The organism is Sessilibacter sp. MAH3 (assembly GCF_054658275.1).
Window position 1 is genome coordinate 68,719 of the sequence record NZ_BAAGIE010000009.1, and the last position, 17,139, is coordinate 85,857.

The 17,139-nt window shown below is 39.0% G+C and carries 17 protein-coding genes; 14 read left to right on the forward strand and 3 right to left on the reverse strand.

Annotated elements, in window-relative coordinates:
• Window positions 1-14 precede the first annotated feature (14 nt).
• Genes ACYQ2C_RS07430 through ACYQ2C_RS07455 form a run of 6 tightly spaced genes read left to right on the forward strand, consistent with a single transcriptional unit; the run spans window position 15 to window position 6,015 of the window.
• Window positions 15-1,025 carry a glycosyltransferase gene (locus ACYQ2C_RS07430; RefSeq protein ID WP_460101279.1) on the forward strand — a complete coding sequence of 337 codons (1,011 nt, stop codon included), beginning with the start codon at window positions 15-17 and terminating at the stop codon, window positions 1,023-1,025.
• A gap of 6 nt (window positions 1,026-1,031) precedes the next feature.
• Window positions 1,032-1,742 carry a YrbL family protein gene (locus tag ACYQ2C_RS07435; RefSeq protein ID WP_460049749.1) on the forward strand — a complete coding sequence of 237 codons (711 nt, stop codon included), beginning with the start codon at window positions 1,032-1,034 and terminating at the stop codon, window positions 1,740-1,742.
• Between the two features lie 56 nt (window positions 1,743-1,798).
• The gene (locus ACYQ2C_RS07440; RefSeq protein WP_460101277.1) at window positions 1,799-2,836 is read left to right on the forward strand and encodes a glycosyltransferase; all 1,038 of its coding nucleotides are present in this window, start codon (window positions 1,799-1,801) and stop codon (window positions 2,834-2,836) included.
• Window positions 2,837-2,842: 6 nt separating this feature from the next.
• Window positions 2,843-4,087, forward strand: a complete 1,245-nt coding sequence (locus ACYQ2C_RS07445; protein WP_460101275.1) for an O-antigen ligase family protein — start codon at window positions 2,843-2,845, stop codon at window positions 4,085-4,087.
• Between the two features lie 22 nt (window positions 4,088-4,109).
• The gene (locus tag ACYQ2C_RS07450; protein ID WP_460101273.1) at window positions 4,110-5,183 is read left to right on the forward strand and encodes a glycosyltransferase; all 1,074 of its coding nucleotides are present in this window, start codon (window positions 4,110-4,112) and stop codon (window positions 5,181-5,183) included.
• 40 nt (window positions 5,184-5,223) lie between these two features.
• Window positions 5,224-6,015 carry a glycosyltransferase family 25 protein gene (locus ACYQ2C_RS07455; RefSeq protein WP_460049741.1) on the forward strand — a complete coding sequence of 264 codons (792 nt, stop codon included), beginning with the start codon at window positions 5,224-5,226 and terminating at the stop codon, window positions 6,013-6,015.
• Window positions 6,016-6,137: 122 nt separating this feature from the next.
• Here ACYQ2C_RS07455 and ACYQ2C_RS07460 read toward each other — a convergent pair whose 3' ends face one another.
• The gene (locus ACYQ2C_RS07460) at window positions 6,138-7,088 is read right to left on the reverse strand and encodes an ELM1/GtrOC1 family putative glycosyltransferase (protein ID WP_460101271.1); all 951 of its coding nucleotides are present in this window, start codon (window positions 7,086-7,088) and stop codon (window positions 6,138-6,140) included.
• A gap of 1 nt (window position 7,089) precedes the next feature.
• Entirely contained in the window at window positions 7,090-7,740 is a 651-nt protein-coding gene (yrfG, locus tag ACYQ2C_RS07465) for a GMP/IMP nucleotidase (protein WP_460101348.1), read from the reverse strand.
• Window positions 7,741-7,846: 106 nt separating this feature from the next.
• Between yrfG and cysQ the strand changes: the two genes are divergently transcribed.
• The 8 genes from cysQ to ACYQ2C_RS07505 all read left to right on the forward strand — a co-directional run bounded on the left by cysQ (window position 7,847) and on the right by ACYQ2C_RS07505 (window position 14,082).
• On the forward strand, window positions 7,847-8,704 hold the full coding sequence (gene cysQ / locus ACYQ2C_RS07470) for a 3'(2'),5'-bisphosphate nucleotidase CysQ (protein ID WP_460101269.1): 858 nt from the start codon (window positions 7,847-7,849) through the stop codon (window positions 8,702-8,704).
• A 1,022-nt stretch (window positions 8,705-9,726) separates the two neighbouring features.
• Window positions 9,727-9,939 (forward strand): hypothetical protein, encoded by a 213-nt coding sequence (locus tag ACYQ2C_RS07475; RefSeq protein ID WP_460049735.1) that lies wholly within the window; start codon window positions 9,727-9,729, stop codon window positions 9,937-9,939.
• Window positions 9,940-10,520: 581 nt separating this feature from the next.
• The gene (locus ACYQ2C_RS07480) at window positions 10,521-10,745 is read left to right on the forward strand and encodes a hypothetical protein (RefSeq protein ID WP_460049733.1); all 225 of its coding nucleotides are present in this window, start codon (window positions 10,521-10,523) and stop codon (window positions 10,743-10,745) included.
• A 118-nt stretch (window positions 10,746-10,863) separates the two neighbouring features.
• The gene (locus ACYQ2C_RS07485) at window positions 10,864-11,136 is read left to right on the forward strand and encodes a BufA1 family periplasmic bufferin-type metallophore (protein WP_460049731.1); all 273 of its coding nucleotides are present in this window, start codon (window positions 10,864-10,866) and stop codon (window positions 11,134-11,136) included.
• A gap of 10 nt (window positions 11,137-11,146) precedes the next feature.
• Window positions 11,147-12,004 (forward strand): MNIO family bufferin maturase, encoded by an 858-nt coding sequence (gene bufB, locus ACYQ2C_RS07490; protein WP_460101266.1) that lies wholly within the window; start codon window positions 11,147-11,149, stop codon window positions 12,002-12,004.
• A 250-nt stretch (window positions 12,005-12,254) separates the two neighbouring features.
• Window positions 12,255-12,920, forward strand: coding sequence for an HvfC/BufC family peptide modification chaperone (locus ACYQ2C_RS07495; protein WP_460049727.1), 666 nt, complete (start codon window positions 12,255-12,257; stop codon window positions 12,918-12,920).
• Between the two features lie 8 nt (window positions 12,921-12,928).
• Window positions 12,929-13,432: an RNA polymerase sigma factor gene (locus ACYQ2C_RS07500; protein ID WP_460049725.1), complete on the forward strand. Its 504-nt coding sequence runs from the start codon at window positions 12,929-12,931 to the stop codon at window positions 13,430-13,432.
• Window positions 13,429-14,082 (forward strand): hypothetical protein, encoded by a 654-nt coding sequence (locus ACYQ2C_RS07505; RefSeq protein ID WP_460049723.1) that lies wholly within the window; start codon window positions 13,429-13,431, stop codon window positions 14,080-14,082. Before ACYQ2C_RS07500 ends, ACYQ2C_RS07505 begins: the two co-directional genes overlap by 4 nt.
• Before the next feature lie 40 nt (window positions 14,083-14,122).
• Here the strand turns inward: ACYQ2C_RS07505 and ACYQ2C_RS07510 are convergent, their stop codons facing one another.
• Window positions 14,123-15,502: a di-heme oxidoredictase family protein gene (locus ACYQ2C_RS07510; protein ID WP_460049721.1), complete on the reverse strand. Its 1,380-nt coding sequence runs from the start codon at window positions 15,500-15,502 to the stop codon at window positions 14,123-14,125.
• Window positions 15,503-17,139 lie beyond the last annotated feature (1,637 nt).

Consider the following 17,139-nt stretch of genomic DNA (forward strand, 5'->3'; position numbering starts at 1 on the left):
TTAAATCACTACTTATGCGCATTCTTCACGTAGCTCACCAGCAATTGCGAAAATACGGCCACAATCGAGTTAGTTGGGCTCAAAAGCTTTACTTCGGTTTAATTCGAAACGTGCATTGTGTGCAGGCGTTTAGTGATCGAGACGTAGCCGCCTTTGAGGCGCCCTTTGGTATTCGTGATCTGGGTAAGAAAAAAGCCAATCAGCGCTTGTTACAAACCGTCGAAGCCTTCGAACCGGATCTAATGGTCGTGGGACATTGCGACATCATTACCAATGAAACCCTAGAAGAGGCGCGCAAGATAAACCCAAGTTTAGTGATTACCGGTTGTAATAACGACCCTTTATTTGTGCCGGATAATGTCGAGAAGATTCGTCACCGTGTTGACGTTGTGGATGCGATGTTTGTTTCTACCGGCGTGAAAGAGCTCACTCAATTTGAAGGGAAGCGCGCGAAACTTTGGCACATGCCCAATCCTGTCGATAGCAGTATCGAAACCTTTGATAGCTCCGCTTACGACGACCTTCCCGCCGATGTCATTTTTTGCAGTAAAGAAACCACTCACACCGAACGCGGACAACTCGTCTCTTATTTAAAAGACAATCTTCCCAAGGCGGTAACCTTCAGAACACCCGGTAGTTTTGGTGAAGAGAACGTTTGGGGGCGAGATTATGATCGAGCCTTATCACAATCAAAAATGGGACTTAATTTAAATCGCCAAGAAGCGTTTCATTGGTACTCGTCGGCGCGAATGGCGCAATTGGCCGGTAATGGCTTGCTGACGTTTACCCATCAAAATGGTCGTTTTGATGAATTTATGCCGCCTGAATCTCTGGTGTATTTTTCCAGTGACGAAGATCTACAAGCGAAGATTGTTGATTTTCACCAAGACAACGCCAAACGTCGGTACTGGGCCAGCCGAGCGCGTGAGTTTTTCCATCGCGAAATAAACTCTACGTTGTATGCCCAATACATTGTCGAGGCGTCTATGAATCTCAAGTTCAGCCACCCATACGTTTGGGCTTAAGTGTTAGTGGATACACTCGATTTAGGTGGATCTGAAAACGCTTTTGCTCGTGGCGGTAATCGCTTGTGTTTTGTTCATCCCAAATATCCTGACCAATGCGTGAAAGTCTTACGTCCAGATAGAACACCCGAGATTAAACGTCAGGAGCGCCGCTTTCCCAGAAATTTAAAACCGCTGCGTTATTTTGATGATAATTACCAAGAGTTTAAGGTTTATCAGTTAATCGAAAAACACATTGGTGAAGCTGCGTTCCAATTAATACCTCGATGTTTTGGTGAAATATCCACAAACTGGGGAACTGGGTTGGTCAGCGAAATCATTAAAGATGAAGATGGTTTGGTGTCTTTATCATTAAAACAATACCTTTGGGTGCACGGTAAAACCGACACAATTACCCGCGCTGTAGCAGACTTTATCGACCTATGGTCGAGACTTGGCATGCCGTCACGAAATTTATTACTCCATAATTTGGTTGTGCAAACAAATGCCGACGGTATTCGTCGAATTGTGGCTATCGATGGTTTAGGTTGGCCAGATGTATTGCCTTTGGCCTATTTTGTAAACTTCCTTGCGCGGAAAAAAGCCCGAAGAAAAGCACAGCGCTTATGGAACAGCATTGACGAACTGCTGCATAAAAAAGCGGTGGGCGGTGATTGGGGTTACCATGGCTGGATGGACGACCAACAACGTCGGTTAGTCAGTGGCGAGAGCCCTTAACTTTTTTAAAAAGCGTGTGCAAATACAAACAAATAATTTTTGAAATGAACGTATAGATGGTTAAACGATTAAAAGTTGCGACAGCTCTAGCCGGTGCTCCAGTAGGTGGTGCCGAGACATTTTTTACACGTTTCTCATGCCAACTGCATAAGACGAACGCGGTTGATGTTCGGGTTTTTACCCGAGATAACGCCATACGCCAACCGGAATTCGACAAAGCGAATGCAAACGTCGAACATTTTCGTTTCGGTGGAAAACTCGATTTGATCGATCATTGGGCTTACCGCAGGGCGTTGAAAAAATTTGCTCCCGATATCGTTTTGACTTTTATGAACCGTGCCACACAACTAACGCCAAAAGGTGATTATCAATTGGTGGGGCGCTTAGGACATTATTACGATCTCAAATATTATCGCCATTGCGATTACTGCATCGGTATTACCCGAGGTATTTGCGACCATTTAATTCAGGGCGGTATTCCTGCCAGCCGAGTGGTGTATATTCCCAACTTTGTTGACGAGACCGTCGCCGAGGCTGCGACCAAATCCAGTTTAGGTATTAAAGATCAAGAACCTATGATTCTTGCTCTGGGTCGATTGCATGTGAACAAGGCATTTGATGTTTTAATTCCCGCGTTTGCCAAACTCGATGCAGGCGTTTTGTGCATAGCGGGTGATGGCCCGGAAAAAGACGCTTTGCAAGCACAGGCAAAATCTCTGGGTATTGAAGATCGCGTCAAGTTTTTAGGATGGCGCACGGATATTAATAATTTATTGCGAGCGTCCGATTTGTTTGTTTGCTCATCGCGAAGCGAAGGCTTAGGTAGTATTGTTCTAGAGGCCTGGTTTAATCGCTGTCCAATGGCAGCCGTGGCTTCTCAAGGCCCCGGTGAGTTAATTCGTCATGGTGACACGGGTTTGCTCTCGCCAATCGACGATGTGGATGAGTTGAGTGAAAATATGCGCGTTATTTTGGCAGATCAGTCTCTTGCACAATCGCTGTCTGTAAATGGCTACAACGAATACCTGCAAAATTACAGTCGAGATAAAATTATTGGCGATTATTTAGATTTCTTTAACACAATTGCGGTGTAACGATTTATGCAGCAATTAACCTCTGTATTCTCGGCTGGCAATACTTTTGCGCGATATTGGCTAAATTTTTGGTTTGGCGCTCTATTAGTAGGTTTTTATTGCGTTACCGTTGGATTTTTTGTTTTTCCGAGTAATTCTGGTATTCAATCTGGCTTTTATTCATTAGTAGCTTTGCCAACGGCAATGATTTTGATTTATCAGAGGCCGAGCCAATTAAACACAAAGCTGTTTTTATTATTTTTGGCAGCACCCATATATTTAGCTGTTTCCAGTTTTTGGGCCGACCCCAATGTCGCAGACACTTATCGCGAGCCATTATTTTTTTTAAAGTTATCACTGCTGCTATTTTTGTTTTTCATTTCCATTCGACTGCTGTTTGATCGGTACCAACAATTTTTAGAAATTTGGATTTACGTTTTTGCCATTATCGGCTCGGTGAGTGCATTAGTCGGTCTGGTCGATTACGTCATTGAACATCATGCAGTTCTGCCAGCACGTTTTCCTCGATTTAAAGGTGTTATTTGGGGCGGCGATACCAATCGAGTTGCCGCCTTCTACGGTATCGGTTTTTTAGCAAATTTGTACCTCTTAAATAAAGGGACGCTTAAATTTAAAATAATTGCCGGGCTTGGCTTAATTCCAATTTTAATGTGCATTCTACTGGCCCAGAGCAAAGCACCGCTTGTGATGCTGGGTCTTGCCGTACTTGGGTTTTCTGCTACCGGTCTTAAGCGCAAAAACTACCTTTGGCTTGGTATCACCTTAATTATTTTTAGTGGTATAGCTGCTTGGTTAGTCTTTGGAAATAACACCTTTGCACGCTCATACTCCTTTTTTATTCGCGGCGAAATTTGGTCGAAGGCTCTTGAACAGTTGGGCGACCAGTGGTTTTGGGGGGCGGGATTGAATTACCGAGTTAACCTTATTGCCGACGGCACTACCTTTGGACAAGCTCATAATCTCTTGATCGATGCTATGCGATTTGGTGGTGTCGTCGTAGTCACGTTATTAAGCGCGCAAATATTGTGCGCATTGTATTTGTACATTTCACGAATACAGTTAACCGCTTTGAATATTTTTCTTTTGGCTTGGTTTTTAACGGGTTTGGCTACCGCATTAGTGGAAGCTCAGCAACCCTTAATTCGACCCAGTTATATTTGGCTGCTGTACTGGATACCCTTAGCTCTAATTTATCAAAATTCGAAATTCTCTCGTAAGGCAAGTGACAGCACTTGTCGTGAGCTTGAATAAACAGTGTTTGGATGTAAAGACAATGAAGTCAACTATTCGAGTGCTTGCCTGGCCCAAGGACAAAAACAAACTCAGCAATCCTTATAATTTTATTTTGTACGGAGCCATGTCTTCGAATGTAATCGTTGATGAGTTTCATCATCGATCAATGCGGGTTTCAGGACAGAATATTTTTCATCTTCATTGGCCCGATTTGTTGCTGCGTGATAAGCGTTGGTGGCGAGCAGTATATCGATTTTCTCGCTTATTAAGAGCGATTAAAAAATTTAAACAGCAGGGTGGCAAAGTGGTGTGGACTGTTCATAATTTGCAGCCACATTCCCTTCGATTTCCCCAGTTGGCCGAATATTTTATGGAAAAATTCATCAAAAATGTTGATGGATTTTTATTTCTCTCCCAATACAGTCGTGACTGTTTTTTGGAGAAATATCCTCAATTTGAATCTACCCCTTGGGCAGTCACGCCTCATGTGCATTATCAAGCTTATTACGGGGTGGCGGATTTGTTTGATGATTCAAAAAAATCAATGACTTCCAACGATACATCGGACGAAAACTCTAAAAAATATACAAAACCGACTATTTTAATGTTTGGTAAAATTCGTGATCACAAGGGATTGGATGCGTTAGTTGAGGCAAAGTCACAATTACCTGAAGGTTCCTGCCAGCTTTCGATAGTGGGTGATCTAGGAAAATATCAATTAGATCAAGACATATTAAAATATATTGATCGTGATGCAAACATAACGACCACCTTTGAATACATTCACGATCGGGATATTCCAAAATATTTTTCAAAATCCTCTGCGGTAATACTACCCTATACAGATATTCTGAATTCGGGAACGGCGGTCTTAGCTTTGTCATTTAATGTACCGATAATTGCACCTAAAATCGGTAGTTTAATCAGCTTAAGAGATGAATTTGGCGATGACTGGGTTTATCTGTACGATCAACCTTTAAACGCAGAAAAATTAGCCGCCTCTTTAGAGTGGTTGAAGCAGCGTAGGTCTGGCACAATTAACCTTGCTTCATTGAAACCAGCAAAAATTGCAGAACAAACCGAAGACTTTTACCGGATATTGATCGATCGTTAGTTACACAAGACGATAAAAATATAACTCAGGGGATTGAGTTTTGAAGTTAGCTGTAATTACATTAAATCCTAAATCCGAACCTGTGCAATTACTTACAGAGTCTTTATTGAATCAAGGTTTAATCGTTGACGAGTATTATGCCGTCGATGGTCGCGAGACTATGCCCGCAATGGAAAAGGGTGAAATTCTCGATCAAAAATTGGCAATGTTTAATCGTCGTTGGCCACTCACAAAAACCGAAGTAGGTTGTTATCTTTCCCATCTGCGAATTATTCGTAACGCCTACGAATCCGGTGAATCACATCTGTGCATATTAGAAGACGACGTAATTGTTGAACCCGAGCTGGCTGAAGTTCTTGCGCACATCACTGCACTGGATGACAGTGCTCATTTTGTGCGACTGATGGCCTTAAAACGTCGCAAGCGTAAATGGATTTCTGCGCTGACTGATAAGTATTCATTAACTCGGCCGCTACGAGGATCTTTGGGTACTCAGGGTTATGTGTTAAATCGAGTGGGAATGGGGCGGGTGTTAAAGTACGCTTCTGTGATTTCTATGCCGATCGATAAATTCTACGACAGTTTTTTTCTATACGGTTTGAATGCTTATACCGTTGAACCACACGTTATCCACGAACGACATGAATCTTCAAGTATTATTAAAACAGAAGGTAAGGTGATGCCCGGAATTTTTTTGTGGATGGGTCATCGTTTGTTAAAGTTGTATCGTAGCCTTCATCGTACAAAAAATTATTTGTTGAATTACTCGCACTACAATCCTGCTCAATACCCCAATAAAGACATCAGCAAAAGCAGTCGATTTCGAGACTAGAACTTTTGTTATTTTGAAAGTCTGTTTCTAAAAACGCTTATCGATTTTTCTTTTAACTGCTGATATAAAAGTTCTTTAATCGGCCGAATATTTTGAATTAAAAATCATTCAACGTTAGATTCTTATAATTTCAATAATTGAATTAATTTTTGAGCCGCTTCAATGTGCGGGTTTAACGGTTTATCTCGCTTAGGCGGTTCTTTAAACTCTTGCTGATTAACTTGCCCGACCAAATTTAGCGATAGTAAACTTTGATTACTTTTTTCCAACTTGTTTTTCAGTGATTTACTCGTTAATCCTATAATACCAACAAATGCTCTGGTATTGAGAGCTTCTGCAATCATCGATGCTGAATCAGCTGTCACCCAAATATGCTGAGTTTGATTTAATTGCTCAGCAAGCCATTGCTTGTCGAGATCATGGTGATCAAAAAAATTAATATTGCTAAAACCCCGTAGCGATTTCTGTAAATAATCGAAATCGGTAACAGGCGTTCGACGTGAATTTGCAATCTTCCACTGTATTGTATCGTAATGATTTACTATCTTTTTTATCGTTGCCGAGAGCGATTCAATATGCCATTCATAATGTTGATTAATACCACCCAGTAAAATCAGCCCAAAGGGTCGATTTTTAAAAGAGCTATTATTAGGTGAATAAGGTTTAGTCACTTCACCTGACTCTGGGGCGAGCGCGATTGGAGTAATAATTCTTTTCGCAGACTCGGTATAACCATCGTGAGCGGGTGTTAACACCGCATCAAAACACGCGAGAGGAAGGCTTGGATTCATGATAATGACGGCTTTAGCGTGCCATTTATTTTTGGCCGCTAAAACGGATAGATGAGTTCTATGGCCTACACCAATACAAATATCTGGAATAAAATCGATGTTAAAAATATCCGTCGAAAATGCGATGGCTTTTAACGCAGCTGTAGTTTTAACATAATGAGCGTCAATAACTTCTATTGCTCTAAATTTTTTTAACCCTTCAATTAACGCATGGCTTTGTTTTTCGTGTCCGGGTTTGCCGTCAACAATACGTAATATTTTTAAAGTGTTATTGGTTGTCATTCTAGTTGGGAATAATTTCATCAAAATGGTGAATGGCCGGAAAATCTACAATTTCACGTTTTTGTTGGCTGTCTGGCTGATGTATACATAATAAATGTTTAATGCCAAAATCTTGAGCCGTTCTTAAAATTCTCACCGTATCATCGATGAATAAAGTTTTTTCTGGATTAAATTTTTCCAGCTGATGAAGAGACTGCCAAAATTCTTGCTGCTCTTTGGGATATTTAAATTGATGCGACGATAAAACCACATCCAGCCATTGATCGATTTTCGTAATTTCAAGTTTTAAATTCAAACTGTCTTGATGGGCGTTGGTGATCAAAACCAACTTTTTATTCATTTTTTTTGCCGCTTTTAAAAATGCTTCAACATAAGGTCTAATTTGAATTTTATGCTGAATTTCACGTTTTAATTCGCCCACATTCACTTTTAATGCCGCTGACCAAAAATCCAAACAATACCAATTCAGAGTTCCCTCGTGCTCTTTTACTTTCGGCAGAATATGTTCAGTGGCTTCGTCCGCCGAAATTCCGTGCAGTTCGCCGTACCGCTTCGGTAAATGCGTCAGCCAAAAATAATTATCAAAATGTAAATCCAGAAGCGTGCCGTCCATATCCAATAGAATGGTGTCGATATCGTCCCAGTCTACAATTGTGTCGTTCATTAGGGCATTCCTCTGTTGCTTAGACCGCATCAAACTTCGATGGTAAGATATTAGGTTCGAAAATCAAAGACTTATCAAAATAAGGCATCCTACAATGAACGAGACATTACTTAATTGGGCGCAATCGGTTCACAAGATTTGCGAAGATGCTGGCCGAGATATTTTGGAAGTCTATAATCGTACGGGCAACATTGAGGTAGAGACCAAATCGGATGAATCTCCGGTAACCGCTGCCGATTTGGCCGCTCATCAAACCATTATTTCGGGACTGTCTGAACTAACACCCGATATTCCCATTCTTTCGGAAGAATCCGCGCTACCGGATTACAACATTCGTAAACAGTGGTCTCAATACTGGTTAATTGATCCATTGGATGGCACCAAAGAGTTTATCAATCGCAATGGCGAATTTACCGTCAATATTGCATTGATAAGAGACGGTGACCCGATTCTTGGTATCGTCTATGTACCTGTAAAAAAGATTGCCTACATTGGTGTGCAAGAACTTGGTGCTTGGAAAATTTGCAACAATGAGCGAAGTGATATTCGCATTCGAACCGTGCAATCGCAAATCGAGCATCATCTCCCGATAGAGCTTGTCGCTAGTCGTCGCCATGGCGCGGAGGCTGTTGAAAATATGATACAAACCCTTGAGACAGAATTTGGTCAAGTTTTAACCAAAAGTATGGGCAGTTCGTTGAAACTTTGCTTGATTGCTGAGGGTGAAGCGGATTTATATCCTCGACTCGCCTTAACGTCTGAGTGGGATACCGCAGCGGCGCATGCCGTCGTTAACGCCGCCGGTGGTAAAGTAATCGACGCCAATTTTGATATTTTGAGATACAACCAAAAAGACAATATTTTAAATCCATATTTCTTTGTGATTGGCGATACCACTTGTCCATGGGAGAAAATTTTATCGCCTTGGAAAGGTATATCTCCCGATCAATAAGTTGAGATGATTTGATCCAATAATTTTAGTGATTGAATTTTAATATAAATTTTGAATATTCGATCACTATATTTTTTTGATAGTCATTTGCTTTTTGAGAAAATTAAACTACTCAAAACTATCTGACCACTTGGTTTTTTACTTCAAATATTTTCTTTTTTCCAAATTAAGACCCTTCTAAAAAGATTCATTCTCTTCGCTCTATCTATCCAGTAACGATAGTTTTCAATTTCAAATGTCGGCATTATTTTAAATATAAAAATAATCAAGGCTTTGTTACTCGGTTAATTTTGCTAAATTCCTTGGTTTAAGAAATATTTTGATAAGAATCAACTTCTCGGATCGCATTTTTAATAGTTACGATAAAAGTAATTGAATTGCTTTGAGCACGTACATGATTAAATCTATGGCTAAGTGGTTATGGTTTTTAATCGCAGCGTTGGCATGAAACGGTTAAACACAAGCTTTCAGCGTGTTAGCTTTATCTGCTGTTATAAGATTACTTTGGATTATTTAAAAGTGATTGTGTAAATACAAATATTAGTATGTATTAATTTTTTTTGAAAAAACAAAAGTTTTTAATTAACGATTGACGAATGAGAAATTAAGCAGTAATTTGTATTCAGTGTTGAACGATAATTACATAATGTGTTCGAGCTGTTAAATACTTGGCTGTAAATCTTAAACTCAACTTTTATTTATTGGGCATCTCCCAGGTGCTAATGTTTTCAATAAAATAGAAATTTCCCCCGTATTATTTACAGGGTAATTATATATAAGTTTTGTGTTTTCCAAATTTTCTACTTAATTAAAAAGTGTTTCTGCATTTTTTAATTTAATCGGTTTTTTAGTGTGTCAAAAATAAAATATGTATTTTTGATGTATTAATATTTTGGGTAGTTAGTGCATTATTTTTAAAGTTAATTGTAAAAAATAAAAATAATTAGATGTGCCTTCACGTGTGAAAAAAATTTTTTCAATAAAATTTAATTTCGAAACGATCATTTTCTTGGGTTATCACTATGAAATCATTAAAACAGTTGCCATCAAATGTTGATATTCAGCTTTCGGGTGTTTGTAAGGGAAAAATAATGGCTGAAATTACCAGCTTGCAAAGACAGCTTGAAACTTACAGTATCGATACAGAAGTGATCGACATCGCCGTTCTTCAATCTTATAAAGCGATGATTAATTCTCGCCGCCAGTGGTTATCTGGTTTACCTGTGCATTTTTAATTTTAAATCGTTTTCCATCTAAGTCGTTGTTGTCGTTGTACCCTTCCTTGTAGAAGTGTTTTTTAATTTTTTTGTAATCTGACGATGTGCTCATTGAGAGTGCTCCGAAGAACATGCAAACCACATTCAAGTTAACTTGAGTGTGGTTTTTTTTCGACTTCGATTTTATATCAATGAAAGCCCTGATTTACGGTCTATTTATAAGGTCAATAAAAATCTGTTCGACGATTAATTTTTGAAGAAATTAATCGGCATTTATAAATTATGAATTGCTATATTGTGCTAAATTTAAGTTGTTAGAAAAAATTTATCGCAGCAATAGTTTAAATGATGGTGCAAGTTGCGGAAAAATAAATGAGATATTCTTAATATGCTTAAAGGTTTAAGTGTGACCGGCTTTGATATAATTATTTGAATTAATTAATAAATTAAAAAGATAGTCTTCACTGGTTGTTTCTTTTCATAAAATTACTGCTACCCTTTTTCTATACTCCTCCTATTCTGTCTGATGATCAGTTGATTTCTAGATCGGATTAATTTCCAAATTAGATTATAAGTAGCTAACAATCGGGTATTTTTCTATGTCTACGAACAGTGGCTTTGATCCAGAGTTTTGGTACGTTGTTAATCACAAGTTCCATCACTTGGTTTATAGAAGTCGGGATAAAAATAAAGCGAAGGACTACGCAAAACGAAGAAATGCACGCTTAGAACAAGATTTAAAGGAGTATTCTGTAATATCAGGCTTTCAGCTTCAGTCTGAAGGCTTTAGCGAGGCAATGAAGGTTCCGGTAGGAGGCCTTTAACTGTGATGTAAATCACGGGTTCGCTCTAAAAATAATATTTTTCGATGTTCTGCAATCAAACATGAGGATGAGACGTCATTTGATACGAGTCCAATAAAACCTATTAAGGAAATCTCAAATGGCGAACAAAACTCTTCTTACTGCTGCTCTTCTAAGTGTTGCTGCTATCTCTACAACCGCAGTTGCTGTACCTGGTACACCAACCGCTTGGGAAAAGTGTGCTGGCATTGCTAAGGCTGGTCAAAACGATTGTGGCGCTCTAGACGGCTCACATCACTGTGCTGGTCAGGGCACTGAAGAAGCTTCTGAATCTGAATGGGTTTATGTACCTGAAGGTACTTGTGAAAAAATTGCTGGCGGCAAAGTTGCGGCTGTAAAGCCTGCTAAGTAATTTATTAATAATGTCTTCAATAGATTCATTTGCTGGGAAGCAATGCTCTCTCGGTGTTGAGTACATGGGCGCAGGCTTAGGTCTGCGCTTTCCACATATTTACGAAATACTCTCACAAAAGCCTAAAATTAACTGGCTTGAAATTCACATATGCAATTTCATTAATGGTGGACTAAATCAGCAGTTGCTCTATGAGTTGTCTGAACACTATCCGCTGAGTTTTCACGGTGTGAGTCTAAATTTGGGCGGACCTGAGCCGATAGATGTTGCATATCTTCAACGCTTAAAGCAACTCACCAACGAATTACAGCCAAAGCTTGTATCAGAGCACGCGTGCTTCACCTCCTTTGACGGACGTTCTTACCACGATTTATTACCGGTACCTTATACACAAAAATCTGTTGAGCATTTTTGTCGCCGTATCGAGCAGGTACAAGAAACCATTGGTCGTCCCATTCTGATCGAAAATCTGTCTCGTTACGTACAATACTCAGAAAATGAGTTTTCTGAGGCGGAATTCCTATCGCAGCTATGTCAACGAACTGGGTGCGGTCTACTGTTAGATTTAACAAATGCTTATGTAAACGACAAAAATTTAGGTATTTCGATAGATGCATTCATTGATGCCTTGCCTCATCAATTTATTAAAGAGATTCACTTAGCCGGTTTTTCCACCCACGATGAATGGTTGATTGATACGCATTCTGCTGAAATTCCACAGGAAATCTGGAATCTCTTAGAGCTTTATTTAGATCGGTATCATAACGTCTCGGTTCTGATTGAACGCGATAACAATATTCCCAGTTTTCAAGAACTTTATAACGAATGTTGTCACGCACAATCTATCTTAGACAAGTATCCCTCTTAGGCGAGAATAAGCGACAAAAAATATTCATAATTGTTTTATTCGTTCAAGATTGAGATCAAAAATTTGCCCACGTGCAATGATAATGTAAAGAAACTCTAACCAACCCAGAGTTTGCTAAAACCTAGAATTAGATAAACAGAATTAGAAAAACAAGATCAAAAATAGAGCCAGAAAAGCAGAGCCAAAATAACAGAAAATAACACACCAATATTTATAAGAAGTAACTTAGGGTAGCCGGGGATCTAGGAAAATGACAGATATTAGTCGAGATGTTGACCAGCAAAAATACAATCAAGCGCTAGAGAAATTCGTATCGTCAGTAAACGGTAATACTGCCTTTGACGGCGATTTTCAAGGCAATATAAAACCCTATCAAATCAATCAACGCATGTTGGCATTAAATGTACTGCGTAATAATTTTCCAACCGTTGAGAAAATTTTAGGGGAATCTGTCTTTACAAGCTTAGCTCAAGTGTACGGTAAGTATTATCCGTCTACCTGGTGGGATGTAAATATCTTTGGAGATCAATTCGCCGAATTCTTAGCATCGCAAATAAATAGTGCGAAAGCTGACGCCTATAACTGGGCATTAATTGCCGAAATTGCACAACTTGAATATGCGTTTATTGATCGCTATTACTACCCAGGTCACGACTCTACTCCCGAAGTCCTAATTGAATTCTCACATTTCGATTACGAGGCTCAGCAGTTAATTAAAGAAAATCATCCTAATCTGGTTATTACTTACAACTGTTTGGATCGCTTTCAAAGTACCGCTAATGGAGAAAAATTTCATTCGTCTCATTGGAGTGTTGATTCAAGCCAAAAATCTAAGTTGAAAATATTTTCTGCGAGTGTTTTCCGGCAGAATTTTCAGGTAGTGTCTGCGTTTTCGTGTTCAACTGCTAATCTGTGAATAATGACGTGACGAATTCATTTTTATTTGAACCGCCGCAATTGCAAGAATTTTTTCAGTATGCGTATACCTTGTGTCAAAACCAAGATGATGCTTACGATTTTTTACAAGCTGCTCTGGAAAAATATCTGGGTGAATTACAGGCGGGAAAGGTTATTGCAAATCCAAGTGGATATTTGCGAACAATTATTCGCAATAAATACATTGATTTTTATCGATCTCGACAGCGTTGGCAAAGCGAGTTGTTTGAAGAGCAAGCACCTTATGATATCTCATCTATCGATGTAGAAAGTTTAAATGTCAGTAGAAGTGTGTTGGCACAAATTTGGAGCAAGCTTGCTTCCGAAGACAGAGATATTTTGTACCACTGGGCGATATTAGGCTACAGCACCGATGAAGCCTGTGAATTGCTGAATCTACCACGTGGTACTTTTTTATCTCGCTTACATCGCTTACGTAAATATTGTCAGCAGCTGCAACAAGATGATGAAACAAAGGAAAGCAAGCCATGATTGACGATGAAAATACCGGTAGATCGAAAACGCTGAAATCTGCGATTCGTCATCAAGTAACACAGTTTGAATTAAGTGAAGATAAATTAAACTCGCTCATGACGATTCAAAACGATTTAGCGCAAAAAATTCCGCTCTCTGCGACAGAAGAACCGGAATCAAACTTTCGAAGATGGCTACCTAATTTACTGATGGCATCTTTTTTAGCCGTGGTAATGGGTGTGTATACATTTTCTAATTCTAATGTCGATCACACACGTGATATTGCCTTAGAAGTTATTGAAAATCACATTAAATTAAAGCCGTTAGAAGTATCTACACAATCGTTTAACGAAGTTCAGATCTTTTTCGACAAGCTTGATTTTATGCCGTCGCAATCTAATTTTTTAGAAACGAGTTGGCAATTAAACGAACGGCAAATGCTAGGTGGACGTTACTGTTCAATCAGTGGTGATAGTGCTGCGCAGCTTCGATTTAAAAATGATGACCAAATCTACACGCTTTACGAAGTGGGTTATGATGAAAAGTTGTTTGGAAAAATACCAGTAATTAGCGCTGGAGAAAAACCTAAAGAAGTGATTATTAATGGCTTGAAAGCAAGTTTGTGGGTAGAAAAAGGCCTTTTAATGGTATTGGTTACCGAAGCCTAATAAAAAAACTGCCAACAATGTTGGCAGTTTTTTCGCTTTCTTATTGGCCTAATGGAAGGTTAGGAATCAATAAACGTGGATCACGAATAACAATTTGTAGACTCTTCAAGAACTCAATCACTTCGGCTTGCTCTTCGGCATCTAATGCTTCAAACGCAGCGCTTGCTGCTTGAGCTTCACCGCCGTGCAATAAAATAGCATCAGTTAGTGTTGTTGCACGACCATCGTGTAACCATGGACCCGTGCTGGCAACGCCCCAAAGTGCTGAAGTTACAAAGTGACGAGTGCTCGCACGATCAACCTGTAATAAAGGCTCTTCTAACGCTTCGCCCATATCATGACGTTTTAGGTCAGAAAAGATTTTTACAGTCGCAGAACCATCACGATTGCGGTTAAGTCGTGGGAAGAAAGATTCGCGGGTTAAATCCAGAGTTGCAACGAAATCTGTACCGGGTGCTGGTTGCTGGAATACAGGATTTTCGATAGTCATTTCCGGTGTGTGGCAGCTAGCACAACCAATTTGCGAGAAGGTTTTTTCGCCAGCAAATACGGCGCGACGCGCGGCTTTTTCTTTGGGTAAAACTTGTGTTGGAATGGGTAATGCCGCTTGGAAGATCGCGGTAGCAGTTACGTCACCAACAGTTAGTTCACGCTCAACACCATCGCCATCGCCATCAATACCAAAACGTTCTTCGGCTTGAATACCAAAATGTTGCTCCATTGCGCCAACCACAAAACTGCGTAGATTAGGCTCGGCTCCAACAACGTTAAACGGACGAATAATTAAATCCTGCGAAACACCTTCAATAGCACTGGTATCTAAGGTTCCATTTGGTAGAGCAGTAATTTCGCCAAAGGAAATACCTTTTGCTTCAAGAGGCAGAGTAACAGGAGCCTGCGCGTCGGCAGCAAACGCAATTGCCTCTGCCGCGATAGCAGCTAATTCGGCATTCATTTCTTCAGCGACACGTTGCTTAGCACCGCCACCAAAAACGCTTTGACTATTTTTAACGTTCAAGCCCGCGAATGACGGTGAATCAATATTATCTGGACGATTAAATCCGGGAAAAATATTTGCAGCGTTATCGCTGGCGCCGCCGGCAAATGGTTTGCTGTGACAAGCAGTACAAGCAACCGAGTCGGTGCCGCTGATTCTGTTAAAACCAGTAGCAACACCCACACCGTTTACACCCGGACGGCCTGGATCGCCGTGGCCGTCAAAGCGGTTGAAGTCAGTTGTAAACATAGCCTGCCCGTGAGCGATAATCTCGGCAGATTTAAGTGAGCCATTATCGATTTGTGCTTGCTCGATATGACTGTGATTTGGGCCTTCCCCGATGGCGAAAGCCAATGAGCTAGTGGATAGAACAGCAGCGGTTACGAACCCTTTTGATAGGCTTCTTCTGTTTAATAAAAACACATCTTCTCCTTATCGATCTGACAATTAAGTACGTTTTTTTATTTTTAATGTTGGTTGAATAAAATTATTTATAGGAAACTCTGATTAACCTAGAGTTTCTCGCGACACAAGGATGTGTTCTCTGATTAAATCATGGATGAGTTAATCAGAGGTTCCTATAAATAAAGGTTTGGCTGTGAAAGCAACAAATTGATTTAATTAAATACTGCCTAACCTGTTGCACATTAATTCCCTAAGTGATTAGCCATAAAACCACCGACTAACGCATTCTTAATTTCATCAGAAAACGAAAAATGTGATTTTACATTATCACCCAAATTCTACTAAATTAGATTTTTAGAAATTAGCGGCACGTCCTTGTGTCGCCGAAAGCTCCAAATGGATCGGAGTAGTTACGGAAAATCAGTACCTGATAAATTAAGCATTCAGCTATTTAACTGTTCGACAATTTGTCAGCGAATATTATATTGAGCTATAAATTCAGAGGTGGTTACAGACGTGTAACTCTTGGACTTTCCCAAAAAACAAAATGTAATGTCATTAATAACAGGCTAATGCTTGTGTTGTGATTTAAATCACACTATGCCGCTAAAAATATTTTCTAGAGTACGTAAGCTTTATTTGATAAATAAATTATTGAATCTAGTTCTATTCGCTTTAAAATTCGCATCAAAAATATGATAAAACCACGTATTTGTAAATCCGTTTATAAAAATATAATCAGTTTTGTGGAAAAATTTACACATTAAATTTTAAAGATGTAATTGAGAATTGATTATATTCTTTCGCGTTGATTTTTTTGTTATTTAAAAACATTCGTTCAAGGTGGCAATGTTTTTAATGTGTATGTCGTAAAGTATTTTCCTTGCATTACGATTTTTCTTGTTTTCTTTAATCAAAATCTCAAGAGAAGATCGGTAGTTAATTATTATCAAAGTTCAGCATTAAATTTCTCACAAATTAATAATTTTTTTCATTTTTGGTAATAGTCTTTTTGTGCTTCACAAACGGCTGAAAAATCCATTTTTAAAATTATAAGCAGCTATGTTTTAATTAAAAAAGGTTAAGGTTAATTAACTTAAAATTACCAAGTAGAAGCTACTGTATAAACGTGAATGGTTATTAAAAATAAAGCACTTTTCTAGAGTTGTAGATACGAAAAATAGAGCAGATAAAGTATGCTCATTTCGACTTTTACACACTAATTTGGCACACCGAGAATGTTTGCTTCTATCAAAAGTAACGGCTGTAAAAATTTTCTGATTATTACGCAAAAAAGTTAAGGTTTGTTATTTCACCGCTTTTTAGTTGGGTTGTTTATGATGAGTTCTGATTTACATCTTCATAATTCAAACAGGTAATTAAACTGATAACAGAAGTTCAAATGTCATCACGGGTTTAATTATTTTCAGAAGTGACACAGGTAATACATTTTTCCGTTCTTGGCTGTTCGAGGGGGCCAAGTTTGTTTTGAGCTTATTGAAATTAAATGAATGTTCAAAACATTTAGTATTGCGTGAGTTGCATAATAATTTACTCTGGTTTTTATTGTTAGGTTTCTTAGGTTTCTTAGGTTTCTTAGGTTTCTTAGGTTTCTTAGGTTTCTTAGGTTTCTTAGGTTTCTTAGGTTTCTTAGG